23 protein-coding genes are annotated in these 23,080 nt (G+C 58.3%); 12 read left to right on the forward strand and 11 right to left on the reverse strand.

Annotated features, from left to right (window positions below; all coding sequences use genetic code 11):
* Nucleotides 1-322 precede the first annotated feature (322 nt).
* Together asr and V4835_RS13175 are read left to right on the forward strand one after the other, a co-directional pair.
* Nucleotides 323-673, forward strand: coding sequence for an acid resistance repetitive basic protein Asr (gene asr / locus V4835_RS13170; RefSeq protein WP_331412437.1), 351 nt, complete (start codon nt 323-325; stop codon nt 671-673).
* A 280-nt stretch (nt 674-953) separates the two neighbouring features.
* On the forward strand, nt 954-1,775 hold the full coding sequence (locus tag V4835_RS13175) for a trypsin-like serine peptidase (RefSeq protein ID WP_063143028.1): 822 nt from the start codon (nt 954-956) through the stop codon (nt 1,773-1,775).
* A gap of 1 nt (nt 1,776) precedes the next feature.
* On the opposite strand, the gene V4835_RS13180 is transcribed toward V4835_RS13175, so the two are convergent.
* The 4 genes from V4835_RS13180 to V4835_RS24410 form a co-directional block, all read right to left on the reverse strand.
* Nucleotides 1,777-3,939 carry a bifunctional diguanylate cyclase/phosphodiesterase gene (locus V4835_RS13180; protein ID WP_331412438.1) on the reverse strand — a complete coding sequence of 721 codons (2,163 nt, stop codon included), beginning with the start codon at nt 3,937-3,939 and terminating at the stop codon, nt 1,777-1,779.
* Nucleotides 3,940-4,022: 83 nt separating this feature from the next.
* The gene (mdtI, locus tag V4835_RS13185) at nt 4,023-4,352 is read right to left on the reverse strand and encodes a multidrug/spermidine efflux SMR transporter subunit MdtI (protein ID WP_024909144.1); all 330 of its coding nucleotides are present in this window, start codon (nt 4,350-4,352) and stop codon (nt 4,023-4,025) included.
* Nucleotides 4,339-4,701, reverse strand: coding sequence for a multidrug/spermidine efflux SMR transporter subunit MdtJ (gene mdtJ, locus V4835_RS13190; RefSeq protein WP_029739354.1), 363 nt, complete (start codon nt 4,699-4,701; stop codon nt 4,339-4,341). Before mdtJ ends, mdtI begins: the two co-directional genes overlap by 14 nt.
* Before the next feature lie 117 nt (nt 4,702-4,818).
* The gene (locus tag V4835_RS24410) at nt 4,819-4,989 is read right to left on the reverse strand and encodes a protein YdgV (protein WP_085930315.1); all 171 of its coding nucleotides are present in this window, start codon (nt 4,987-4,989) and stop codon (nt 4,819-4,821) included.
* Nucleotides 4,990-5,122: 133 nt separating this feature from the next.
* Here V4835_RS24410 and V4835_RS13195 point away from each other — a divergent pair, with 133 nt between their 5' ends.
* Nucleotides 5,123-6,157, forward strand: a complete 1,035-nt coding sequence (locus V4835_RS13195) for an AI-2E family transporter (RefSeq protein ID WP_213328439.1) — start codon at nt 5,123-5,125, stop codon at nt 6,155-6,157.
* Between the two features lie 3 nt (nt 6,158-6,160).
* On the opposite strand, the gene V4835_RS13200 is transcribed toward V4835_RS13195, so the two are convergent.
* Together V4835_RS13200 and V4835_RS13205 are read right to left on the reverse strand one after the other, a co-directional pair.
* A complete protein-coding gene (locus V4835_RS13200; protein WP_331412439.1) occupies nt 6,161-7,108 on the reverse strand; it encodes a zinc-dependent alcohol dehydrogenase family protein in 948 nt (315 codons plus the stop codon).
* A gap of 28 nt (nt 7,109-7,136) precedes the next feature.
* Nucleotides 7,137-8,162, reverse strand: coding sequence for an LLM class flavin-dependent oxidoreductase (locus tag V4835_RS13205; RefSeq protein WP_331412440.1), 1,026 nt, complete (start codon nt 8,160-8,162; stop codon nt 7,137-7,139).
* A 178-nt stretch (nt 8,163-8,340) separates the two neighbouring features.
* Between V4835_RS13205 and yajD the strand changes: the two genes are divergently transcribed.
* Complete coding sequence (yajD, locus tag V4835_RS13210; RefSeq protein ID WP_003857471.1) at nt 8,341-8,688, forward strand: HNH nuclease YajD; 348 nt, start codon at nt 8,341-8,343, stop codon at nt 8,686-8,688.
* A 52-nt stretch (nt 8,689-8,740) separates the two neighbouring features.
* Nucleotides 8,741-9,010: a hypothetical protein gene (locus V4835_RS13215; protein ID WP_331412441.1), complete on the forward strand. Its 270-nt coding sequence runs from the start codon at nt 8,741-8,743 to the stop codon at nt 9,008-9,010.
* Between the two features lie 12 nt (nt 9,011-9,022).
* Here V4835_RS13215 and V4835_RS13220 read toward each other — a convergent pair whose 3' ends face one another.
* Entirely contained in the window at nt 9,023-9,808 is a 786-nt protein-coding gene (locus tag V4835_RS13220) for a MipA/OmpV family protein (RefSeq protein ID WP_331412442.1), read from the reverse strand.
* Nucleotides 9,809-9,932: 124 nt separating this feature from the next.
* Here V4835_RS13220 and V4835_RS13225 point away from each other — a divergent pair, with 124 nt between their 5' ends.
* From V4835_RS13225 to V4835_RS13240, 4 genes are all read left to right on the forward strand, one after another.
* Nucleotides 9,933-10,628 carry a response regulator gene (locus V4835_RS13225; protein WP_193939780.1) on the forward strand — a complete coding sequence of 232 codons (696 nt, stop codon included), beginning with the start codon at nt 9,933-9,935 and terminating at the stop codon, nt 10,626-10,628.
* On the forward strand, nt 10,625-11,821 hold the full coding sequence (locus V4835_RS13230; RefSeq protein ID WP_331412443.1) for a sensor histidine kinase: 1,197 nt from the start codon (nt 10,625-10,627) through the stop codon (nt 11,819-11,821). The genes V4835_RS13225 and V4835_RS13230 overlap by 4 nt, the downstream gene beginning before the upstream one ends.
* A 78-nt stretch (nt 11,822-11,899) precedes the next feature.
* The gene (locus V4835_RS13235) at nt 11,900-13,048 is read left to right on the forward strand and encodes an efflux RND transporter periplasmic adaptor subunit (protein WP_331412444.1); all 1,149 of its coding nucleotides are present in this window, start codon (nt 11,900-11,902) and stop codon (nt 13,046-13,048) included.
* Complete coding sequence (locus tag V4835_RS13240; protein ID WP_331412445.1) at nt 13,045-16,122, forward strand: efflux RND transporter permease subunit; 3,078 nt, start codon at nt 13,045-13,047, stop codon at nt 16,120-16,122. Before V4835_RS13235 ends, V4835_RS13240 begins: the two co-directional genes overlap by 4 nt.
* Before the next feature lie 22 nt (nt 16,123-16,144).
* Here V4835_RS13240 and V4835_RS13245 read toward each other — a convergent pair whose 3' ends face one another.
* The gene (locus tag V4835_RS13245) at nt 16,145-16,912 is read right to left on the reverse strand and encodes an arylamine N-acetyltransferase family protein (RefSeq protein WP_331412446.1); all 768 of its coding nucleotides are present in this window, start codon (nt 16,910-16,912) and stop codon (nt 16,145-16,147) included.
* Between the two features lie 96 nt (nt 16,913-17,008).
* Between V4835_RS13245 and V4835_RS13250 the strand changes: the two genes are divergently transcribed.
* Nucleotides 17,009-18,463, forward strand: coding sequence for an aminotransferase-like domain-containing protein (locus tag V4835_RS13250; RefSeq protein ID WP_331412447.1), 1,455 nt, complete (start codon nt 17,009-17,011; stop codon nt 18,461-18,463).
* Here the strand turns inward: V4835_RS13250 and V4835_RS13255 are convergent.
* A complete protein-coding gene (locus V4835_RS13255) occupies nt 18,435-19,319 on the reverse strand; it encodes a LysR family transcriptional regulator (RefSeq protein ID WP_331412448.1) in 885 nt (294 codons plus the stop codon). The two genes, V4835_RS13250 and V4835_RS13255, sit on opposite strands and share 29 nt — an antisense overlap.
* Before the next feature lie 135 nt (nt 19,320-19,454).
* Between V4835_RS13255 and V4835_RS13260 the strand changes: the two genes are divergently transcribed.
* A complete protein-coding gene (locus tag V4835_RS13260) occupies nt 19,455-20,435 on the forward strand; it encodes an NAD(P)H-dependent flavin oxidoreductase (protein ID WP_331412449.1) in 981 nt (326 codons plus the stop codon).
* Between the two features lie 66 nt (nt 20,436-20,501).
* Here V4835_RS13260 and V4835_RS13265 read toward each other — a convergent pair whose 3' ends face one another.
* Both V4835_RS13265 and V4835_RS13270 read right to left on the reverse strand, forming a co-directional pair.
* The gene (locus V4835_RS13265) at nt 20,502-20,948 is read right to left on the reverse strand and encodes a hypothetical protein (RefSeq protein WP_331412450.1); all 447 of its coding nucleotides are present in this window, start codon (nt 20,946-20,948) and stop codon (nt 20,502-20,504) included.
* A gap of 75 nt (nt 20,949-21,023) precedes the next feature.
* The gene (locus V4835_RS13270) at nt 21,024-22,079 is read right to left on the reverse strand and encodes an SDR family oxidoreductase (protein ID WP_331412451.1); all 1,056 of its coding nucleotides are present in this window, start codon (nt 22,077-22,079) and stop codon (nt 21,024-21,026) included.
* A 97-nt stretch (nt 22,080-22,176) separates the two neighbouring features.
* Between V4835_RS13270 and V4835_RS13275 the strand changes: the two genes are divergently transcribed.
* Nucleotides 22,177-23,073 (forward strand): LysR family transcriptional regulator, encoded by an 897-nt coding sequence (locus V4835_RS13275; RefSeq protein ID WP_331412452.1) that lies wholly within the window; start codon nt 22,177-22,179, stop codon nt 23,071-23,073.
* Nucleotides 23,074-23,080: the final 7 nt, after the last annotated feature.

Consider the following 23,080-nt stretch of genomic DNA (forward strand, 5'->3'; position numbering starts at 1 on the left):
TACCGCCGGGAGCCCGGGTCGCCAGGGTGGTGGCGATTGAGCCGCCCTGGCACGTTCACCGGTCACGTCGTAACCGAGTAGCAAGGAACATAAAGTGAACGGAATGACCACTACAGCCGTATGTTCCCCCTCACCCCAGCCCTCTCCCTCAAGGGAGAGGGGGTCGTCCGTGCTGGCAATATTTTCTGAGGAACCCCGGCAATGTACATATGGTTACACGCCGATACCAATCACTCACGGAAACCTCGAATTTACAGGGATATAGTTATTTCAACGGCCCCGCAGTGGGGTTAAATGAAAAACCAAATTCGAGGGTATGAGAATGAATAAAGTATTAGCTCTGGTTGTTGCCGCTGCTATGGGTCTGTCTTCTGCTGCGTTTGCTGCTGACACTACCGCAACTACTGCACCGGCTGCCGCACCTGCTGCAACCACCACCGCTGCGCCAGCAAAAGCGGTTCACCATAAGAAACATCACAAAGCTGCAGCGAAAAAAGAAGCCGCTGCACCAGCAACCGCAGCACCAACCGAGCAGAAAGCTCAGGCTGCCAAAAAGCACCACAAAAAAGCCGCTAAACCAGCTGTAGAACAGAAAGCTCAGGCTGCTAAAAAGCATCACAAAAAAGCAGTAAAACACGAAGCTGCTAAACCAGCTGCACAGCCAGCTGCGTAAGAGTACAAGCTTAACCGTGCCCTTCGGGGCACGTTGGTAAACCGGCGCTGAACCGGAACAGGTTCCGCGCCGTTTTTTTTTATCCGGAGGGCGTATGCTGCGACGCTATCGGTTTGAGCTGATTCTGATCCTGCTTATTTTATGCGCGCTCATCGCAAGCCATTTTTATCTTTCCTGATTGTAGCACGCTGATTTTACTCCCACTTTAGCGCTGTCCCGTCTATAGTATTTTCATAGGGTTCACTTTTAATAATCATAATTACCCCCACCAGAGTGTGATATGCGTAAATCTGTTGTGTTGTTACTGGGAACGTTTGGTCTTTTTTCTGGATTCTCACATGCGGATGATGGCGGTGATGACACCATTAGCGCGAAAGAGCTAAAGACGCTTTTTTTCGGTCATGACGATCGTACGCGCGTCGCCGATCCCACCCAGGCCCCCTGGGATGCAATAGGTCAACTGGAAACCGCCAGCGGTAACTTATGTACCGCGACGTTGATCACCCCACAGCTTGCCCTGACGGCAGGCCACTGTCTGTTAACACCGCCAAACGGCAAGCCGGATAAAGCGGTTGCCTTGCGGTTTGTGTCGCAAAAAGGGACCTGGCGCTATGAAATCCACGGCATTGAAGGCCGGGTCGATCCGTCTCTCGGCAAACGACTGAAACCGGATGGTGACGGCTGGATAGTGCCACCGGCGGCCGCCTCATGGGATTTTGGCCTGATCGTTTTACGCTACCCGCCTTCAGGCATTACGCCGCTGCCGTTATTTGACGGCGACAAAGCCGCACTCACCGCCGCGCTGAAAGCCGCCGACCGAAAGGTGACGCAGTCGGGCTATCCTGTCGATCATCTTGATACGCTTTATACGCATACCGACTGTATTGTGACGGGCTGGGCGCAAAACAGCGTGCTTTCGCATCAGTGCGATACGTTGCCGGGCGACAGCGGTTCGCCGCTGATGCTGAAAACGGAAAACGGCTGGCAGCTGATCGGTGTACAAAGCTCGGCCCCGGCGGCAAAAGACCGGTGGCGCGCCGACAACCGGGCCCTGTCCGTTACCGGTTTCCGCGACCAGCTGGAAGCGCTGGCGCAGCAGTAAATCAGCAGCGTCTGACCTTACGTAACGCTCTGATTGACTCAATCGGCATCGGCTGGCTGAACCAAAAACCCTGCAGTTGATCGCAGCCAGCCAGCCGCAGCAGTTTCATTTGCTTCTCGGTTTCCACCCCTTCTGCTACCACCGCCATGCCCAGCGCATTGGCGATCCGCACCGTGCCGCTCACCAGCGCTGCCGCCTGTTCATCGTGGTCCACCAGCCCGGCCAGGGATTTATCGATCTTGATGGTGTCGAAGTTAAAACGCCGCAGATAGCCAATGCTGGAATAGCCGGTACCAAAATCATCCAGCGCCACCGCGGTGCCCAGCGCTTTGAGATTGGCTATCGCCATGCGGGCACGCTGCGGATTTTCCAGCACATAGCTCTCCGTGACCTCAAGCTGCAGCCGGTGGGCCGGAAAACGGGTGCTCTCCAGCACGCTGGCCACTTTTTCTTCAAAGGCAGGGTCGCGAAATTGCGCGGGCGAGATATTAACGGAAAGCTTTAATTCACCGTACGGCTGCAGATCCTCACATGCCCGCTGCAGCACAAACTGACCCAGTTTGTAAATCAGACCGCTGGTCTCCGCAATGGCGATAAAGGTATCCGGACCAAGCGGCCCCTCCGGGCGACGCGGCCAGCGGACCAGCGCTTCGACGCTGCTCATTGTCTGGCTGCGGGCGTCAACGATCGGCTGATACCAGACCTCAAACTCATCGCGCTCCAGACCGTCACGAATCTGATTTTCAATCGCCAGCTTGCGTTCCCGGACGCTGTTCAGCTCCGCGTCGTAGTGGGTGATACGCCCTTTCCCGCTCATTTTGGCGTGATACATGGCAATATCGGCGCGGCGAAACAGTTCCGAGCTGTTGCATTCAGTCAGGGTTCCGCTGGCGATACCGATGCTGGCACCGATATGGATTGTGCGTTCCCCCAGCAGAACCGGGGTGGTCAGAAAATCCAGCACGGAAACGGCAAAGGCGGTAGCCTGCTCCTCTGCATCATCACCGCCGATGGTCATGGCGAACTCATCCCCGCCCATGCGCGCCAGCATCCCGCCGGGCGGCACGCGTTCATTCAGCGTTTTCGCTATCGCCACGATGAGATCGTCACCGACGCTGTGGCCGTAGATGTCATTCACATCCTTAAAGCCATCGAGATCGATAAACACCACGCTTTTGACGTCGGTATCGCCGCGTAAACGCACCCGATCCAGCGCCTCAATGAGCGCGCGACGGTTAGGCAAATGGCTTAGCCAGTCCGTTCTTGCGACCAGACGCGCCTGGCTTTCGCCGCGCGCGAGTTTGTACAGCCCCACGCTGCTCACCAGAATGAAAAGCAGGATCAGCGCCGACGCCAGCACCACAATCTGCCTGATGTCAGAAGATGCCGCCCGGGCAGCCTGCGCGCCCGGAAGCCGCGCCTGCCAGTTCAGAAATCCGACTAACTCCCCTGCTGCACTGTGCAGCGGCATGCTGCGCTCGTTAATTTTGTCTGGGGTAAAGTGGAGGTTATCGATCTGAAAGGTGCTGCCCAGGTCGGATAAGATTCTGGCGTTCAGATGGCGGGTAATCACCAGATAGCGACGCGTTCCGTCGTGGATCTGTAACCTGCCGACCATCGGGCGGATCAGCCCAATGCCGACAAAGGCCACGCCGGTGCGCGTCTGGCTGATCCCCGCATAGATATTTTTTTCGCCCGCGAGCGCTCGCCCGTGCTGGTCGATAAGCGCTTTGAGGCCGTTGCCAAAGAAGTCGAGGTTTTTTTCGTTAAAGGACCGGCTTTGGAACGATCCCCAGAGGACGTTGAAATGCTCATCCAGCACGAAGGTCCCGTCATAGAGGTTATTGATTTTAAAGCCGGTACCCCAGGTGTTGTACAGCCAGTCGGTATCGAGCGTGGGACGGTAGGCCTCCCGCACCGCATCGTCCCAGACGGCGTTATCAAGCACCAGAGAGGAGACGCGGTTAACCGAGGTCTGAATGGCCCCCTGCACGGAAAGCGCCGTGCGGTGTTCATCAATTTCGTTGGTTTTGGTGCTGATAAGATGCAGGGAAAGATAGAGCAGCGCGACGATGGAGATGATTAAGCCGATCCCCGCCATGAAGACCATGGCAAACAACGTTCTCGCATTGGGAATATTGCGCCAGCTTAATGTGCGATACATCAGCCATCCTCTTCATGTTTTGCTTTTCTAAGCGTAATACAGGCAGCGAATTTCGCTGCCTGTAAATCATGGATAGAGGTCTGTCAGGCGAGTTTTATCATGATCATGCCGGCAAGCAGCAGTATTAGCCCCATCCAGCCCTTGTTATTTAAGCGCTGGCCGAAGAGTACCCAGCCTGCGGCCAGCGTGGCGGCGATACCAAAACCACCCCACAGCGCATAGGCCACCGAAAGATCGATCCCTTTTACCGCCTGGGACAGGGCGCTGAACGCCCCCAGCACCGCGGCAATCGACATCAGGCCGTAAAGTTTACGGCGAAAACCATCCGAGAATTTCAGCAGAACGTTTGCCAGGATTTCCAGCACGATGGCGAGCCCCAGCCAGGCCGCATGAACCCACTCAAACTGTTGCATGGTTCTGCTCCTTCTGCTGTTTGCCAGGCTTTCGGGTACCGGATTTAATCAACACAATACCCGCGACCAGCGTCGTTAATCCGGCGACCTTCATTGTTGTTAACGTTTCGTCAAATATCAGCACGCTGAACAGCGTAATCAACAAAATACCGATCCCTTCCCAGAGTGCATACGCGACGCCCAGCGCAATTTTTTTCACCGCAAACGAGAGGAAAATATAAGAAAGCGAAATCATCACCAGCATCAAAATAAATCCGGTGTTGCCATCGCTGACGCTTGCCCACTTCATAGACAGCGTGCCGGTAATTTCAGCGATAATTGCCAGCGCTAATAGGATCCAGTAAAACATGTTTTTCTCCTGCTTGAGAATATAATCCATCGTGGCCCGCTGCATGCAGCAAACCAAAAAATACGAATTGAAATCAGACAGCTAAGCGCTTAGCGCCAGCTCAGGCAGAAGAAATGACTATAGTGCGGTGCGCCAGTGTTGCTCACCAGAAAGCAGGCAGAAGGAGGTGGAGTATACAGCGGTATTGTTTGAAGAGTACGTCCTGAACATATTGTCCATAAAATTACAATTATCCGCGTTGTTGCTTCTCGTCTTTGCGGATGAAAATTGTCCTCGGTAGTTAAACACACCAAATTTGTACCATAAGCTAGGATTTTACTCAAAGCCTTTGCAATTCTTTACCCATCCCGTTTGATTTTGGTTAGTTTATTGCAACGCCTTTCACCTTTATTATAAATAAAAAGATTATTCCGGAGTCACCATGGCTAAACCCATCATTACCCTGAACGGGTTAAAAATTGTCATCATGCTGGGCATGCTGGTGATCATACTGACTGGCGTTCGTTTTGCCGCCGATATTATTGTGCCTTTTATTCTGGCCCTGTTTGTTGCGGTGATCCTTAATCCGCTGGTACAGCGCATGACGCGGCTACGCATTCCGCGCGTGCTGGCCATCACGCTGCTTATCAGCATCATTATTGTGGCGATGGTCTTGCTGATGGCGTATCTGGGGACCTCGCTAAATGAGCTGGCGCGAACGCTTCCGAAATACCGCTCTTCGCTGGCGATACCGCTGCTGCAGCTGGAACCCTGGCTGCAGCGCGCGGGTATCGAAGTCTCGGTTGAGGAGCTCCTGAAATACATCGACCCCAACGCGGCTATGACGATCGTCACCAGCCTGCTGGCGCAGCTTTCCAATGCCATGACCTCCATTTTCCTGCTGTTTTTAACGGTGGTGTTCATGCTGCTGGAGGTTCCGCAGCTGCCGGCAAAGCTGCAGCAGATAATGGTCCGCCCGGTTGAAGGAATGGGGGCGATTCAGCGCGCGCTGGACAGCGTCTCCCGCTATCTGGTGCTGAAAACCGCCATTAGCCTGGTCACGGGCGGCGTCGTCTGGGTGATGCTTCTGGCGCTGGACGTTCGCTTTGCGTTTGTCTGGGGGCTGCTGGCGTTTGCGCTTAACTACATTCCCAACATCGGCTCCGTGCTGGCGGCGATCCCCCCTATCCTTCAGGTGCTGGTTTTCAGCGGGCTTTATGACGCGCTGATCCTGCTGGCCGGATACCTGGTCATCAATCTGGTGTTCGGTAACATTCTTGAGCCGCGCATGATGGGACGGGGGCTGGGACTCTCAACGCTGGTGGTCTTTTTGTCCCTGATTTTCTGGGGCTGGCTGCTCGGGCCGGTGGGGATGCTGCTCTCCGTCCCGCTGACCATCATCGTTAAGATTGGCCTGGAACAGACGGCGGGCGGGCAAAGCATCGCCGTGCTGCTGAGCGATATGAGCCATCAATAGCGGTCAGTCCGCCATCGACAGGAGGGGCTTGCGGGTCCTTCCTCCTTCGCGATACGTACCGATCGCCCTCTGCCATTCCGCCAGTGGATACACCGTAACGTCGCTGTACCCGCTGTTGGGCAAATTAAGCCAGATGCGGTCAAACTCCGCGCGCCACGCCTCGGCGCTGAGCGCATCCAGACCGTTTCGGATATGGAACCACGCCACGCGCGGCAAGGGCCGTTGCTGTCTGAACGTTTGCCCGGAGAGCAGCCCGTAGCAGACAAACATGCCCTGCTCGGGCATCACGCTGAGGATCGCTTCCGCAAGCGGCCCGCCGGTGGCATCGTAGACGAGGTCGGTACGCGCGGCGACGGAGCCGATCCTCTGCGCGTCATGCTGCGCGACGGGAATGATCCCCATCGCCACCAGCCGTTCAGCGTGAACGGCGGAACGGTGAATTCCGTACACCGCTTCAGCACCCGCCTGACGCGCCCACTGCCCCAGCAGGATGGCGCAATCCGACCCGGCTGCCGTGAGCAGCACCCGCTTTCCCTGAGGCGGATAGCGGGTAAGCATCATCTGCGCCGCCAGCGGGTTGATATAGGCCCGCGCGGCCAGATGTGCGTCAACAGCGTCCGGAACGGGGATGGCATACTCTGCCGGGCAATCAACATAGCGCTGCCAGGTGCCTTGACCGCGCAGCGGCAGGACGCGTTTACCCAGCAGATGCGCAAACGACGCGGGCGCGTCGGTGACAACGCCGACACCTTCATATCCCGCTACCGCCGGTAACGGGGTTCGGTGGCGGTAGGCGCCGGTGATGGGAATGAGATCGGACGCGTTCACCGGGGAAAACAGCATTCGCGCGCGGAGATGACCCGGCGCAAGCGCCCCCAGCGGCGCGGTTTCAGGTTGCAGAACGGTTTCTGGCTCGCCAAAACGGCGATACCAGAGGGCCAGGTTTTCCATTACGATCTCACGGCTGATAGCGGAACAACTACTCGCGCCAGCCCATTGCCGGTGCGACATGTTTGAGAATAGACTCAATCACGTGCGCATTATAATCCACACCCAGCTGGTTCGGCACGGTCAGTAATAACGTATCGGCTTCGGCAATCGCGTCGTCCTTTTTCAGCTGTTCGATCAGCTTGTCCGGCTCCGCCGCATAGCTGCGTCCGAAGATGGCGCGCGTTTTCTCATCAAGGTAACCCACGCTATCGCTGTCGTTACGGCTGGCACCGAAATACATCCGGTCGCGGTCGTCTATCAGCGCAAAAATACTGCGGCTGACCGACACCCGCGGCTCTCGCGTATGCCCTGCCTCTTTCCAGGCCTGGCGGTACGCGCGGATCTGTTTTGCCTGCTGAATATGGAACGGCTCACCGGTTTCATCGTCCTTCAGGGTTGAGCTTTGCAGGTTCATTCCCAGCTTTGCGGCCCATACGGCCGTCGCATTTGAACCGGCGCCCCACCAGATACGCTCGCGCAGCCCTTCAGAATAAGGCTCCAGGCGCAGCAGCCCCGGCGGATTCGGGAACATAGGCTGTGGGTTAGGTTTTGCAAACCCTTCACCGCGCAGTACCTCAAGCAGCACCTCGGTATGACGGCGCGCCATATCCGATTCGTTTTCCCCTTCCTGCGGGACATAGCCGAAATGACGCCAGCCATCAATGACCTGCTCCGGCGAGCCGCGGCTGATGCCAAGCTGCAAACGACCGCCGGAAATCAGATCCGCAGCGCCCGCATCTTCGGCCATGTACATCGGATTTTCATAGCGCATATCAATCACGCCGGTACCGATTTCGATGGTTTTCGTTTTTGCGCCTATTGCCGCCAGCAGTGGGAACGGCGAGCTAAGCTGTCGGGCAAAGTGGTGCACGCGGAAATACGCCCCGTCTGCCCCCAGCTCTTCAGCCGCCACGGCTAAATCGATGGACTGCAGCAGCGTGTCTGCCGCCGAACGCGTGCCGGACTGCGGTGAAGGCGTCCAGTGGCCAAACGATAAAAACCCGATCTTTTTCATAACCCTGTGTCCTGATAATGCTTTGCGTTGTACCTACTTTACGCATTACCGGGTGAGAATAAATGGCGTTTCTTTAACGGAGTGATTCAAATAAATTGACAGAATTGAGCGGGGCGTCATTACGCGCCATAATGGGATATAATATCCCCCACTTTTTTCATGGCAGGTAAAACCGGCAATGGCTCTGATCCCTAAAAACTACGCGCGGCTGGAAAGCGGCTATCGCGAGAAAGCATTAAAAATCTATCCCTGGGTCTGCGGACGCTGCTCGCGGGAGTTCGTCTATTCCAATCTGCGTGAATTGACGGTTCACCATATCGATCACGACCATACCAACAACCCGGAAGATGGCAGCAACTGGGAGCTGTTGTGCCTGTTTTGCCACGATCACGAGCATTCGAAATACACCGAAGCGGATCAGTACGGCACCACCGTGGTCGCAGGGGAAGACGCGCAAAAAGACGTGGGCGTCGCCACGTTTAACCCGTTTGCCGATTTAAAAGCGATGATGGATAAGAAGAAATAATCGTTTACCGCCCATACCTGCCGTATGGGCGGTTCAGGAAAGGATAAAGGCCATGGACACCCTCCGCTGCTACTGGGATATGTTTTATACCGCCTACGGTTTACTTTTCACGAGAATACTTAGCCTCATACTTCTGGTCTGGCTGTGCCATGATTTGCTGCGCCGCCCAGGAAAAAACGCTGGTGATGCCGCAGGCCCGATCGCAGAAGCCGATGCCCGGGAGCGGTATCAATGGCGTTTTCAGCTATGGTCATTGCGAACCGTACAAATCCTCTGCCTGCTCTCACTTTTCTGGATGCTTATTAAGGGACTCTTTGCCTGACCCTGTCCCTGGTTAAAATGTCCAGGTGATAGCGGCGGTCGCAGACCCTTCATTACGCCGCATCACGATCGGGCTGTCATTCGCACGATCGCCAAGCCAGGTATAGTCCGCGCTCAGAACCGTCCCCCAGTGGGCATCGAACTGATGGCTCCAGGTCAGACTGGTGTCGACGCCGTAAAATCCACCCGGCGCTGAATAGCGCCGATATCCGGTGCGGCTGCTCTGCTGCTCGCTGACACCATACCAGGTATTCAGATAACGGCCGTCGCCAAACAGGGCCGCGGACTGAAAGGCGATCGTGTCCTGGTTATTTTGTACGGGGATTAGCGTCACGGAGGCCTGATAGCTGGCCCCCTGGCTGTCCGTTATCGGCAGCGTCGCTTTCCCCTCCACACTCAGCCAGGGCGCGGCCTGCCAGCCCACGGCAAGGCCGGTATTCAGGGTGGCATCAATGTCCCCCATCCCTTTCAGATTGTTTGCGCCCTCACGCCAGCCAGAATTTTTCTCAGCCCTTCCGAAGTCGTACCCCAGCGTGTGTTCGAAATACCAACCGCTGTCGTTTTGCAGGTCATATCCCACCCCTTTTTGCGCATCAATAAAGAAAGCGCCTTTACGACCCTGCAGCACCGGAACCACCTGCCACACCTGCTTGTCTGAGCCTGAGTAACGCGGGGCATACTGCCCTCCCAGCCCGACGGTTAAGGAATCGGAAGCGGAGCCATCATCCGCCTGCACGCCGGACGTCACGACCATCAGAAGCGGGACGGACATATACAGGACTTTTTTTATCGCTATCATACTGCTCTCCATACAGACGCTGGTGTCTCCTGATTCAGGGGCGGCCATACAATGTTGGCGCAGTATGATTTGGCTGAATCAATGAATCGTCGGGAAAGTGTTAAGAAATGGTCAAGGTGAACGGATGTTGTCCAGAAGAGTGCTGATTATTGAAGATGACGCCGATGCGGCTGGCGTGCTCGAAGCCTATTTACGGCGTGAAAATTACGACGTGACCATTACCGGGGACGGTCTTTCCGGGCTGGATATGGCGCAGCGGTGGAAGCCCGACCTCATCCTGCTGGACGTGATGCTGCCGGGGCTTAACGGCACCGAGGTGCTGGCGGGACTGCGTCGTAAAAGCGACGTGCCGGTGATTATGGTCACGGCCATGGGGGATACCCCCGACCGCATTGGCGCCCTGCGGTACGGTGCCGATGATTACGTTGTGAAGCCTTATCATCCGGGAGAAGTTGTGGCTCGGGTGCAGGCGGTGCTGCGGCGCAGCAGTAAAAAAGAGGCTGACGAAGCGATCCTTCGCTGGCAAACGCTGGAGGTGGATGTCGCCGCCATTGTGGCGAGCGTGGATAACGGCGGCGACGCGCCCGTGATGCTCGATCTTACGCCAACGGAATTCTCGCTTCTGGCAACGCTGCTGCGTTCTCCTGCGCACCCGTTTTCCCGTCAGTATTTACTGGAACACTGCTTGCCGGAAAGCGAGGCGCTGGAGCGCGTGGTGGACACCCATATTTATAACCTGCGTAAAAAACTCGAAGCGGCGGGTATTTCCGGCGTGCTGATCAACGTTCGCGGCGTGGGTTACAGGTTCAGACAGCCATGATAAAAAACCGGCACTCCTCTCTGTGGCGCTGGATTTGCGCTCGCATCTTAGCGCTGGCCATCGGCAGCGTGATCGTCATTGCCACCTGTATGTGGCTACGCTATGCGGTGCAGAACTACTGGATAATGGGCAAGATGCCGTCGGCGGTCCGGCAGGAGTTTCTTACGCTCAGCCAGAACCCGCAGGCCAATCCGGCCCGCTTCCACACGATTGTGGACACCTGGTGGGGCCTGAGCTATTCCACGCCGTCTATCGCCTCAGCCGACTGGGTCACGGTGGCCCTGCTGGTGCTGGTAATGATCCCGTTTATCGTGGTGATGGGGCTAAAACACGCCCGGCCGCTGGCGCTGCAGTTCAGCCGTCTTCGCGATGCGGCCAAGGATGTCGCCGACGGGCAGTTCGGCCGTCAGGCGGAACTTATCAAGGATGCGCCGGCGGAAATGGTCAGCTTTGCGGCCGACTTTAACTCCATGACGGGGCAACTCGCCCGCTATGAAAAAGAGCTCCGCGCCTCACACGTCGCGATGGCGCACGAGCTGCGCTCGCCCCTGACGGCCGCCATTGGGCGTCTGCAGGGCATGTTAGACGGCGTGTTTGATGCCAGCCCGGCGCAGCTGGGCATGGTGATGAAACAGCTCCAGCACCTCAACCGCCTTACCGATGAGCTCCACCTTCTCTCGTTGGCCGACGCGGGTAACCTTGTGCTGGAGGACCAGCCGTTCTGTCTGGATGAGCTGATTCAGGAGCGGGCTGCCTGGATTATGCCCCAGGCTGATGCGCATCATTTCCGGATCACGCTTCGTAACCCGCGTACCTGCCCCTTCAGAGGCGATGCGTTCCGTCTGGGACAGGCCGTGACCATCCTCATGGAAAATGCGCTACGCTACGGACGCGATGGCGGCCATCTTGAGGTGACGCTGCACTACGCCAGCGGGCATTACACCCTCGAATTTACCGATGACGGGCCGGGGGTATCGCCTCAGTTCCTACCGGAAATGTTTAAACGCTTTAGCCGCGAGGAGCAGTCCCGCGCGCGGCATTCCGGCGGCAGCGGCCTCGGTTTGTCCATCGCCCGGGCGATTTGTCAGGCGCATGGGGGTGAGATTAGCGCGTCGTTACCGGAAACCGGCGGCCTCGCCGTGCGCATTTTGTTGCCCTGGCATCCGTCCGATAATGAAAATCTCCACTCTTGATAAAGCCTTGACAGAACATCGAATCTTTCTCGACGTAGCCCGCATTTAATAACGCCATTCCCTTTATGGAGCGGCGTTATGTCAGACGAATTCTTTCTCTCCCTCCGCCACTGCCTGCATCATTTGTACGGCGTGGCGCGCACCCTTTCCTGGCTGAATTTTCTTCCCCTGGCCCTGCTTGCGCTGGCGATTTTTCCGCTGACCGGCTGCGGTGATAAACACGAAAATAAGCCCGGCCCCGTGCGGGCGGTACGCTACGTCGTCGTTGGCACCGCCCAAACCCTTCCCGCGCTGGAAAGAACCGGTGAGATCCGTGCCCACGATGAAACGACCCTGAGCTTTCGCACCGGGGGCCGGATACTGACGCGCAGCGTCGATATTGGTGACAGTGTCACCGCCGGACAGCTGCTGGCCACGCTTGACAACACGACCGGGCAAAACCAGCTCGACGGCGCTGAGGCCGACTATGAAGGCGCCAAAGCCTCAGCGCAGGTCGCCGCGCTTAACGTCAGTCGCATGCAAAAGCTCATGCCAACGGGTGCGATAGCCCGCACGCAGCTCGACAGCGCCCGTGCGGACTGGCTTGTCGCCAGCGCACGCTTAAAAAGCAGCGAGGCCGCGCGGCGAAATGCCCGCGAAAGCCTCGGCTGGACGCGCCTGATCGCGCCACAAGCGGGCGTCATCACGGCCGTGAACGCCTCAGCGGGACAGGTTGTCAGCGACGGTCAGTCCGTGCTGACGCTGGCGACCGGGGAAGATCGCGACGTGGCGTTTGATATAGCCACCCCCGATGCGATCCCGCCTCTGGTTAAGGCGGTTTTGCAGGTTTCCCTCCTCAGCGACCCGTCGCTGCAGGCAGCTGCCGTGCTGCGGGATATCACCCCGCAGGCCGATCCTCAGACCCGTACCTGGCGCGTCAGAGCCACCCTGCAAAACCCGCCGACGGCCATGGCGCTGGGTGCCAGCGTTACCGTCACGTTGCCATCGTCAGCCCCGCACGGGTACACCCTTCCCGCGTCGGCGCTGACCCGCGCCGGCGACAAACCGGCGGTTTTTGTGATTACCCCGCAGTCGCGGGCGCAGCTGCGCGCGGTGGTGCCCGCGAGCTATACGGCCTCCTCCGTCATGATTGCCTCCGGCCTTGAGCCCGGCGATCGGGTGATTACGGCGGGCGTGAGCACATTACGATCCGGCGAGCCGGTGATGCCCGGAGAGGTTCAGCCATGAACTCAGGATCGGAAGACAAATTTAACCTCTCTGCCTGGGCGCTGAAGAACCAGCAGATGGTCAGCTTTTTCATGCTGCTGGTGATTGCGATGGGCGTGTTCTGCTATGAGAAGCTGCCGCGTAACGAAGATCCGGCTTTCACCATTAAAACGGCCGTCGTCTCCGCGCAGTGGTCGGGAGCATCCGTGGCGGATACCACCCGTCTGTTGACCGATACGCTTGAAAAAAAGCTCCAGGAAACGCCCTGGCTGGACTATCTCGAAAGTGAAACCCGGGCCGGACGCACCGTTATCCACGTCAACCTCCGTGACGATACGCCCCCGCAAAGCGTGCCGGACATCTGGTATCAGGTTCGCAAAAAAATGCAGGACATCGCGCCGTCCCTGCCTGAAGGGGTGCAGGGTCCTGCCGTGGACGACGAGTTTGACGACACGTTCGGCACAATTTATGCCTTTATTCCCGAAGGTTTCACCCTGCGGGAGGTGCGGGATCGCGTAGAGACCCTACGTCGCGAGCTCATGTCCCTGCCGGATATGGGCAAAACCACCCTGCTGGGCGAACAGCAGGAGCAGTGGGTCCTCGCCTTTTCTCCGGCACGCCTGGCCGGGATGGGGCTCGATATTCAGGCGGTCGCCGACGCCCTTCGGGCGCAGAACGCGGTTGTTCCGGCAGGCACTCTGCGTACCGGGCAGGAGAACATGGCGATAAAGGTCAGCGGGGCGCTCACGACCGAAGAGAATTTACGTGCCGTCACGCTGCACGTGAACAATCGCTATATTCCGCTGACCGACATTGCCACCGTCACCCGGGAAATCGCCGAGCCACCGGCCCCGGCCTACCGGGTGAACGGCAAACCGGCTATCGGGCTGGCGGTGTCGATGGCGCCAACGGGCAACATGCTGCGTTTCGGTGCTGCGCTGAACGCCAGAATGGCGGCCCTCAGCGCCGGGCTGCCGCACGGTATCGAGATGGTAAAAGTCGCCGATCAGTCAGCGGTGGTCAGCGACGCGGTAAGCGGGTTTATCCGGGTGCTTATCGAAGCCGTTATTATCGTGCTGGCGGTTTCATTTGTCTCACTGGGCTTACGGGCCGGGCTGGTGGTGGCGACGGCCATCCCGCTGGTGCTCGCCATGACGTTTGCCGGCATGATGCTCGCCGGCATCGGCCTTCAGCGTATCTCGCTCGGGGCGCTGATCATTGCCCTGGGCCTGCTGGTGGATGACGCCATGATCGCCGTCGAAACGATGGTCTCCCGGCTGGAAGCGGGGGATTCACGTCGGCATGCGGCCACCCATGCATTCAAAACGACGGCGTTTCCGATGCTCACCGGTACTCTGGTGATGATTGCCGGTTTTATTCCCGTTGGTTTTGCGGCTTCCAGCGCCGGTGAATACTGTTTTTCCCTGTTTGCGGTGGTGCTCATTGCCCTGCTCTGTTCCTGGATTGTCGCGATCCTGTTTTCGCCGCTGACGGGCACGTGGCTGTTGCCGGAAAAAGTCAGACATCACGCGGCAGGCCCCGGAAGGATCGCCCGCGGGTACGGACGGCTTTTACGCCTGGCACTGCGTCACCGGCTCGCTACCGTGCTGTTCGCCCTTTCCGCGCTGGGGCTGTCCGCGTACGGCACGACGTTTATGCAGGGCGAGTTTTTCCCCGCTTCGGACCGGCCTGAGCTGCTGGTCAGCCTGACGCTTCCGGCCAACGCGTCGCAGGCGGAAACGTTAAGAGAGGTGGAAAAGCTGGAAAAGGCGTTGGTCGGCAACGGCAACATCGATCGCTACTCGACCTACGTCGGGTCGGGCGCCATCCGTTTTTACCTGCCGATGGACGTGCTGCTGGAAAATGAAAATATCGCCCAGATGGTCGTGGTGGCTAAAGACCTTGAGGCGCGGGATCGTCTGCATGCGCAGCTCAACAGGATCCTGGCGACGCAGTTTAGCGACATCATCACGCGCGTGTCGCCCCTTGAGCTGGGGCCGCCCGTCGGCTGGCCAATCAAATACCGGGTGAGCGGGCCTGATTATCTGCAGGTCCGGGCGTTTGCGAACCGTCTCACGGACGCGATTGGCCAGTCCCCGTTCTCACGCGACGTTAACCAGACGGCCGGAGAGCCGGAGAGGGTCATAACCCTTGAGGTGAATCAGACGGCGGCCAGGGCGGCGGGAATATCGTCAGAAAGCCTCGCCCGCACGCTGAACACCGTCTGGTCCGGCAGCGTTGTCACGTCTATCAGGGATAACGACCGCCTTGTCGACGTGGTGCTCCGGGCCACGGACGATGCACGTCACAGCACCGCTACCCTCTCCTCGCTCACGATTCAGGGGAATGACGGTAAAAAAATTCCGCTCGGCGCCGTCGCGACGCCGGTCTGGGGCGTGGACGATCCGGTCATCTGGCGTCGCCAGCGCGTGCCCTTTATCACGGTGCAAACGGATCTTGCCCCGGGGCTGAAGGCTGAAGCGGTATCTGCGGCGCTGCGTCCGGCGGTCGATAAACTGCGCGCGAGCCTGCCGGCAGGTTACAGCATTGAAGAAGGCGGCGCGGTTGCCGAATCGGATAAGGGGAACAGCTCCGTCTTTACCGTCCTTCCGGTGACGCTGGTCATCATGCTGTTGCTGCTGATGCTTCAGCTACGGCGATATTCCCGTATGCTGCTGGCACTCCTGATGGCCCCGTTTGGTTTACCGGGGATCGTGCTGGCTATGCTGCCCGGCGGAACGCCGATGGGGTTTGTCGCGCTGCTGGGCGTCATCGCCCTGGCGGGGATGATCGTGCGAAACGCGGTGATATTAATTAGCGAGGTTGACAGCAATCTTGCTCAGGGGATGGCAAACGATGCCGCGATTATGGCGGCTGCGGAACACCGGGCCAGACCCATCTGTCTGACCGCCTGTGCCGCCATTCTGGGAATGATCCCCATTTCTCACCAGGTCTTCTGGGGCCCAATGGCCTATGCCATCATCGGCGGACTGCTGGCTGCGACGCTGGTGACGCTGACCGTGTTACCCGCGTCGTTTAGCCTGCTGTTACAGTGGGGCACTCAGCGCAACGCCACAGAAGACGGATTGCGCTGAGGCCCTACCGTTTCCCGGCAGATTACGCGGCAGTCAGCGCAAAACGGTTTTTCAGGACATGGCGGATTTCCTCCTCCGCCAGCTGCCGCGTTTCAGTGCCGTTCGCCGTGATGGTTTTCAGCATATCGCCCAGTAAAATCTGGCGTCCCTCCGGGCTGTGCTGCACCACTACCCGCTTCTGCACAAAGATCGCATCCGGGTGCGTGGAGTTAAGGTAGTTGGCCGGGACGAAATCAATCCATTCCTGAGGCGTGAGATCAAAGCCGTATTGCCGGGCCCATTCTCCTTCAACCTTCGCCTCAAGCAGATACTCACCCTCCGTGCTGCGGCTTAGCCGAAACGTGTCGAAATCCTGCGTGATTTCCACATCAAGCGCGTCCAGCGCCATCGGCGCACGAATGCCGTAGCTGCCAAACCCGAGGTCGCAAAGCCACTGTCGGCTCTCTACCTCAGCGACGAGCGCCATATGGGTTTTCGGCCGCCGCGCGGGGTAGAACATCGGGCGCGCCGCCACGAAACGGTAAGGTATCCCTAACGCCTCCAGCGCCATGGCAAAAAGCCCGTTTACCTCATAGCAGTAGCCGCCGCGTCCCTGCGTTAACACCTTATCGGCAATGTCGTCTGGCGCCAGCGAGACAATTTTACCCGCCTGCACGTCCAGATTCTCAAAGGGAACGGAAAAGAGCTGATGACGCATCAGCGCATGCAGGGTGGCCGTATCAGCAGACGCCGGTCCGGTGTAGTTTATGCGTTTGAAATAGGTGGAAATGTTGAAATTATCGCTGTGCATAATGCCTCCTTGTCCTGAACATGCCGGACACTATAGATGGCGCACATCATTGGCTGTATAGTCAGTTTTATCGAAAATTAGCCTGAACAGATACCCATGTCTGCCCCGTCCCCGTCGTCCCCACACTATCGCCGAATTGCCGAGATGCTGCGCCTCACGCTGACGTCTGGCGCGCTGCGCGTCGGTGACAGGATGATCTCCGCTCGTAAACTGGCCGAACGCGAGCACGTTAGCCTTCCAACCGCGCTGGAGGCCCTTCGCTGCCTGGAGGCTGAAGGGCTGATCGTTGCGCGCCCGCGTTCAGGATATTACATCCGCCAGACCAGCCTGCCACCGCGCGTAGAGCCCGCGCGTTCCTTACCAGGCCCGGTCCCCGTTACAATGTCCGCCGTGGCCCGGTCGCTGTTCAGCAGTGCAGAAGCCCGGCTGATCCCGCTGGGCGCCGCCCTGCCCGATCCCGCATGGCTGCCGGGAGACGCGCTGCAGCGGGCGTTGCACTCTGCGGGCCGTCGCCTGGACGCGCATGGACAGAGCTACAGCCTGCCTCCGGGAAGGGGGGATTTGCGAAGTAAGATTGCCGCGCGTTCTGCGCAGTGGGGAGCCCGGTTCGGCGCGGACGATCTCATCATTACCGCAGGCGCGACGCAGGCGCTGCGCCTGGCCCTTCGGGCCGTGTGTCAGCCGGGCGATGTCGTGGCGATTGAACAGCCAGCCTACTTTGGCACGCTCCTGCTTCTGGAGGATTTAGGCCTGAAGGCCTTAGCGATCCCCACCGACCCTGTCGAAGGCCTGCTGCTGGAACCGCTGGCGGACGCCATTCGCCGCCACCGCCCCGCTGCCGTTCTGGCCTCGCCCACCGTGCAAAACCCTTTGGGTGCCAGCATGCCCGTCGCGCGCAAGCAGGAACTGGTTGCCCTGCTTGAAGAGGCGGGAATTCCTTTGATTGAGGACGATGTCTACGGTGACCTGGTCGGCGAGGGGCAGCGCCCTCCGGCCTGCAAGGCGTTCGACCAGAGCGGGAATGTGATTTACTGCAGCTCCCTGTCTAAAACGCTTGCGCCGGGCTGGCGAATCGGCTGGATTGCGCCCGGACGCTACCACCCGCAGGTCCTACAGGCCCGCATGGCCGGAGACTGGGCCGGCACGCCGCTGCTGGAAGCCGCGGCGAGCGAGATGCTGGCAAGCGGCGACTACGATCGTCACCTGCGGCGGCTGAAGCGCCGGGTCGCAGAGGGGATCCGCGCCGTTGTGGCGCGGGTCGTGGCCAGTTTCCCACCCGGCACGCGCGTTAGCGTACCCGCAGCCGGTTTCCTGCTGTGGGTAGAACTGCCTCAGCAGGTCAACGCGCTGGAGGTGCATCGCCGCGCGCTGGCGCTGGGTATTGGCGTCAGCCCTGGCCCTCTGTTTTCCCCGGCCGCCGAGTTAACACACTGTCTGCGGCTGAACTGCGCAAACGAACCCACGCCCCGCCTGCTGAACGCCGTGGACCAGATTGGCGCGCTGTGTCACGAGCTGGCTGTTTTCACACCAGACTTTCCAGCCACTCGGTAAAGACCCGCACCTTGCGGGAGAGGTGACGGTGTGGATAGAGCAGTGACAGCCTGCGGTCCGGCGAGCGATAGTCCGGCAGGACTTCAACCAGAAGACCGCGGTCAATGTAAGGCTGGAGAAAGAGATTCATCCCCTGCATTAACCCCAGCCCGGCCAGGCCTGCCGCGATGTAGGCCTCGGAGTTATCCACGACAAGCTTACCGGGCAGGGTAATCTCCGCGACGCCTTCTGGCGTGCTAAACGTCCACGGATGAATTTGTCTGCTGCTGTTATTAATCCAGTTGATGGCCTGATGTTTGCGTAAATCATCCGGCGTTTCTGGCGTACCGTGTTGTGCCAGCCAGGCCGGGCTGGCGCAGGTCGTGATTTTGATGTTCCCGATTTTACGCGCGATATACTCGCCGTCCTCCAGCTCCCCCACCCGCAGCACGCAGTCCAGGCCATCCCGCAGCATATCCCGACGGCGGTCCGAGCTGCTCAGAATGATGTCAATCTCAGGGTGCTGGCGATAGAAATCAGGCAGGTTGGGTATTACCCGCAGCGCCGCAAAAGAGATAGGCATATCCACGCGCAGCTGACCGTGTATTGCCCGGTCAGCGCCAAACGACTCCAGTAATTCGTCAGCCTGCGCCAGCAGGGGTTTACTCCGGCGATAAAACGCTTCCCCATCAGGCGTCAGGCTAATCCGACGCGTTGTGCGCTGCAGTAGCCGCGTGCCGCTGTGTTGCTCCAGAACCTGTAACGCTTTGGTGACGGCCGGGCGATGGACCTGCAGATTCTCTGCCGCCTGGGTAAGACTGCCTGACTCAACAATTTCAATAAAAATTCGAATAGATTCAAATAGGTTCATTTGCATAAGAGACGCTCTTACCGCGAGCGGGATAAAATGATTGTTATTAATTTTATAACAGTGATGAATCTTTTTGGCTATTTTTCCTAACAATCCTGCGCCCTACACTCTTCCCCATTCAAACGAGAGGGAGAGTCAGCTATGAAAAATAACCGTATTTGTCAGATCCTGGGTATTGAAAAACCTGTTATTCAGGGGCCGCTGTCCTGGCTCACTGACGCCCGTTTAGTCGCCGCAGTCAGCAATGCCGGCGGACTCGGCGTGCTGGGGCCCAATGCCGGTTTAACCGCCGACACCGCGGTATCCACGCCGGAAGAGACCGCCGAAAAAATGCGCGAAGAAATTCGTAAAACCAAACGGCTGACTGAGAAACCGTTTGGCGTGAACCTGATCCCCACGGCCGTTAATGACGTCTGGACAGGGCCTATTCTTCAGGTGGTGAAAGACGAAGGCGTCAGGGCCGTGGTGTATACGGGCTACGGGGAAGGCAGCATTATTCCCGCGCTGTTCAGCGAGTTAAAAGAGGCGGGTATCGCCATTATCTACCGCGACATCAACCCAACGCCGGAGAACACCCGCCTCGCGGAAGAAATGGGGGCTGACATTATCGTCGCCACCGGTTTTGATGAGGGCGGGACGTTACCCGCAACGGCGCTTGGCACCTTTTCCATCGTGCCGCTGATTGCCGATGCCGTGAAGCACATCCCGGTGATGGCCGCGGGCGGCATTACCGATAATCGCACCGCCAGAGCGCCACATGCGTTAGGTGCGGAAGGCGTATTTGCCGGGTCGGTCTTTATCAGCACGGAAGAAAGCCGCGTGCCGCAGGGGGTCAAAGAGAAAATTGTTGCCGCCAACGGCCTCGATCTGCTGCTTTTCCGCACCGTGCCCCATTACTATCGCTCTTTACCCGGCAAGCTGGCGGACAAACTGGCGGCGATGGATAAAGCTGGCGCAAGCAACGAAGCGCTGGGCAAGGCGATGGGAGGATTACGGGGCCTGCGCCTGGGCATGCTGGAAAATAACACCGACGAAGGCTATATCGCGCTCGGCACGGGGATTGGGAACATCCGCAGCGTGAAAAGCGTGGCCGAGGTTGTTAATGCGTTAACGGTTGAGTAAGCCCTTAATCCGGATGCTATGGACGCTGCACAAGAGCAGCGTCCGCAAACCGTCTGCGGTTGTTTTTCACAGATTGAGGATTGAGCGTTCTTTAACGACAGCGTCAGGATTGGCATTTTTTATCGCTGCCAGAAAAGCCGTGAAGTTATGGTTCCAGAGGGTGAGATTGTTATAAAACTGCACCTGCTTTTCACTAGCACCGTCACGGTAAATAACAATCCAGATCCGTCTGCTATTTATCTCGGTATTCCCCGGCCCGATCTTAATGATATTAGCCAGCGCAATTTTACGGGTGGCGTTGTTTTTAACTTCATATAAAAACTGGTCATCATAAAACCAGGTTTTACCTGCATTCCCGCCAAATATTGAGGGGTTGGCAGATATCTTTTTCATCCCGTTACAGTCTGAAATGATGCGTTTTGCCTGGCGAATGCGTCTGACAAAAAAGCTTAACAGAATGAAAAGCGCAATCAGGGGCAGCGCGACTGATATCATTTTTAGACTCTCGTGCATATCCCTGCCCCACCATCTATTATTCTCAACGCGTGAGTATAACGCGCCGATCGTTGATGACAACAACCCTTACGGTCAGGGAATAATCTGCCCGGCTCTCAGCTGCGCGAACAGGCGGAAAAACATCTCATCGGTGGCCTGCATTTGCGTGAAGCCCGCCCGCCTGAGCTTGCTCCCGTCACCAAACATGTCGTAATCCCAGCTAAAGACAAAATCGGCAAACCGCCCGTCGCTCAGCTGCAGAATATCCGCCTCCACCAGCCGCTCTTCGGCAAGCTCGCGCCATACCCCGCGATAGTCGTTAAACAGCTGATGAAATGACAGCCTCACCGGCGGCGCAGAGTCCAGTTCAAACCAGCGTGCGATACGCGGCCACAGCTCGCTCCAGCGCCAGATATCGCCGTTATTCACGTTGAAGGCCTGATTCTGTGCCGCAGGTGACGTGGCGGCCCACAGGGTTGCCTCGGCCAGCAGCCCGGCGTCGGTATGGTCCACGATGCTGTGCCAGGCCTGTTCCGAACCGGGAAAACGCAGCGGTAAACCTAGAGCCTTACACAGGGAAGCGTACAGGGCAATGCTCAGCGCAAGGTTCATGGCATTACCCGGTACCGCACTCCCCACCACGCCCGGCCTGATGGCATTCCAGTGCCAGCCTTTCCCCCGCTGAAACTGGCTGAGCCACGTGAGCTGCGCGGCGTTAAATTCAGCACCCGGTACGCCGGGATCGCTTTCCCGCGCCGGGGTTTTAAACGGTCCCAGATGCGCACCATAGACTTTGTATCCCTGCATCAGGCTCACCGTCTGCAAAGGTGCCGTTTTTTCGAGGGTGCTGACCAGATTACGCAGCATGGTGACGTTCGGCTCAACCATGTCCGTCCAGTTCGCCGCGTTCGCCCAGGCGCTGTAAAAGAGGTGGGTGACACCGCTCAGGGCGTGCAGCGCCCGTGCAGTGTCCTGCGCATCCAGTAAATCGACGTTCACCACGGGAATGCCGTCCGGGTGGGTTACCGCGTGGCGACTGAGGCCGATCACCTCCCACTGATGGTGCAGGAGCGTGTTGACCAGCTGTCTGCCGACAATGCCGCTGGCGCCCGCGACCAGGGCGACGTTGCGTTGCTGCATCTTATTCATGGTGTTTCTCCGGAAAGGGTGACAGACGCAGTGTGATATATTATTTTTTCTGGAGATATCCCCTGAAACCGATGGCACTTATAAGCAGAATCATTAAATGAATAATAAGCTCACTGCCATTTCGACCTTTCTACGCGTCGCTGAAGCGGGCTCGTTTTCGGCGGCCGCCCGTCAGACCGGTATTAAGCAGTCCGCCGTCAGTCAACAGATCGCGGCACTTGAGGAAGCGCTGGGTGTGGTACTGCTGCACCGTACGACGCGTACGATGAAGCTGACCGAACAGGGTGAGCGTTACCGGCGTGATATGCAGCTTGTGCTGGACGCCATGGGGGAAGCTGAGAGGCGTTTACATCCTGTCGATCATCGCGTTCAGGGGCGCGTCCATGTCCAGTTACCGAGCGGCCTGGGGCAGATCGTTTTGCCGCATCTGCTGGCGCTACAGCACCTGCATCCCGAACTGCAGCTGATGATTTCCCTGGATGACCGCCTTGCCGATCTGGTGACGGAGGGCGTGGATGTTGCGATACGGCTGAGCAGTGAGCCTCCGCAGGCGCACGCGGCTCGCGTGCTGGCGCGTATTGAAGCCGCGCTGTTTGCCGCTCCCGGTTTTCAGGCGGTACACGGCGTTAGCGAGCTGGCCACGCTGCCACACGTACGGTTCAGCGGTATTCCGCTGGATGCCCCTCTGCGCCTGATTTCTGGCGAGGAAACGGTCGAGGTCAACGTAAATACCGTTTTCCGTGCCAACACCAGCGACGCGCTGCTGCAGGCGCTGGAGTCAGGCATCGGTATCGGCGGCATGCAGCGACCGCTCGTGTCCAGGGCGCTGCAGGCGGGCACGCTGGTACCGGTACTGCCCGACTGGCGGTTACCAGATCGCTTCCTCTATGCCGTATATCCTGACGCCCGCTTTATTCCGCAGCGCGTCAGAAAGGTCGTCAGCGTGATTGAGCAGTTACTGCCTGAGATCGCGACGCATGAAACCACAAAATAGCCGCCTT

Source organism: Enterobacter cloacae complex sp. CARB60 (assembly GCF_036487345.1).
Lineage (GTDB): Bacteria > Pseudomonadota > Gammaproteobacteria > Enterobacterales > Enterobacteriaceae > Enterobacter > Enterobacter asburiae_D.

Excerpts from the sequence above, each read along its gene's own strand:
- asr (WP_331412437.1), top strand. The coding sequence starts at position 323 with ATGAATAAAGTATTAGCTCTGGTTGTTGCCGCTGCTATGGGTCTGTCT.
- V4835_RS13175 (WP_063143028.1), top strand. The coding sequence starts at position 954 with ATGCGTAAATCTGTTGTGTTGTTACTGGGAACGTTTGGTCTTTTTTCT.
- V4835_RS13180 (WP_331412438.1), bottom strand. The coding sequence starts at position 3,939 with ATGTATCGCACATTAAGCTGGCGCAATATTCCCAATGCGAGAACGTTG.
- mdtI (WP_024909144.1), bottom strand. The coding sequence starts at position 4,352 with ATGCAACAGTTTGAGTGGGTTCATGCGGCCTGGCTGGGGCTCGCCATC.
- mdtJ (WP_029739354.1), bottom strand. The coding sequence starts at position 4,701 with ATGTTTTACTGGATCCTATTAGCGCTGGCAATTATCGCTGAAATTACC.
- V4835_RS13195 (WP_213328439.1), top strand. The coding sequence starts at position 5,123 with ATGGCTAAACCCATCATTACCCTGAACGGGTTAAAAATTGTCATCATG.
- V4835_RS13200 (WP_331412439.1), bottom strand. The coding sequence starts at position 7,108 with ATGGAAAACCTGGCCCTCTGGTATCGCCGTTTTGGCGAGCCAGAAACC.
- V4835_RS13205 (WP_331412440.1), bottom strand. The coding sequence starts at position 8,162 with ATGAAAAAGATCGGGTTTTTATCGTTTGGCCACTGGACGCCTTCACCG.
- yajD (WP_003857471.1), top strand. The coding sequence starts at position 8,341 with ATGGCTCTGATCCCTAAAAACTACGCGCGGCTGGAAAGCGGCTATCGC.
- V4835_RS13215 (WP_331412441.1), top strand. The coding sequence starts at position 8,741 with ATGGACACCCTCCGCTGCTACTGGGATATGTTTTATACCGCCTACGGT.
- V4835_RS13220 (WP_331412442.1), bottom strand. The coding sequence starts at position 9,808 with ATGATAGCGATAAAAAAAGTCCTGTATATGTCCGTCCCGCTTCTGATG.
- V4835_RS13225 (WP_193939780.1), top strand. The coding sequence starts at position 9,933 with ATGTTGTCCAGAAGAGTGCTGATTATTGAAGATGACGCCGATGCGGCT.
- V4835_RS13230 (WP_331412443.1), top strand. The coding sequence starts at position 10,625 with ATGATAAAAAACCGGCACTCCTCTCTGTGGCGCTGGATTTGCGCTCGC.
- V4835_RS13235 (WP_331412444.1), top strand. The coding sequence starts at position 11,900 with ATGTCAGACGAATTCTTTCTCTCCCTCCGCCACTGCCTGCATCATTTG.
- V4835_RS13240 (WP_331412445.1), top strand. The coding sequence starts at position 13,045 with ATGAACTCAGGATCGGAAGACAAATTTAACCTCTCTGCCTGGGCGCTG.
- V4835_RS13245 (WP_331412446.1), bottom strand. The coding sequence starts at position 16,912 with ATGCACAGCGATAATTTCAACATTTCCACCTATTTCAAACGCATAAAC.
- V4835_RS13250 (WP_331412447.1), top strand. The coding sequence starts at position 17,009 with ATGTCTGCCCCGTCCCCGTCGTCCCCACACTATCGCCGAATTGCCGAG.
- V4835_RS13255 (WP_331412448.1), bottom strand. The coding sequence starts at position 19,319 with ATGCAAATGAACCTATTTGAATCTATTCGAATTTTTATTGAAATTGTT.
- V4835_RS13260 (WP_331412449.1), top strand. The coding sequence starts at position 19,455 with ATGAAAAATAACCGTATTTGTCAGATCCTGGGTATTGAAAAACCTGTT.
- V4835_RS13265 (WP_331412450.1), bottom strand. The coding sequence starts at position 20,948 with ATGCACGAGAGTCTAAAAATGATATCAGTCGCGCTGCCCCTGATTGCG.
- V4835_RS13270 (WP_331412451.1), bottom strand. The coding sequence starts at position 22,079 with ATGAATAAGATGCAGCAACGCAACGTCGCCCTGGTCGCGGGCGCCAGC.
- V4835_RS13275 (WP_331412452.1), top strand. The coding sequence starts at position 22,177 with ATGAATAATAAGCTCACTGCCATTTCGACCTTTCTACGCGTCGCTGAA.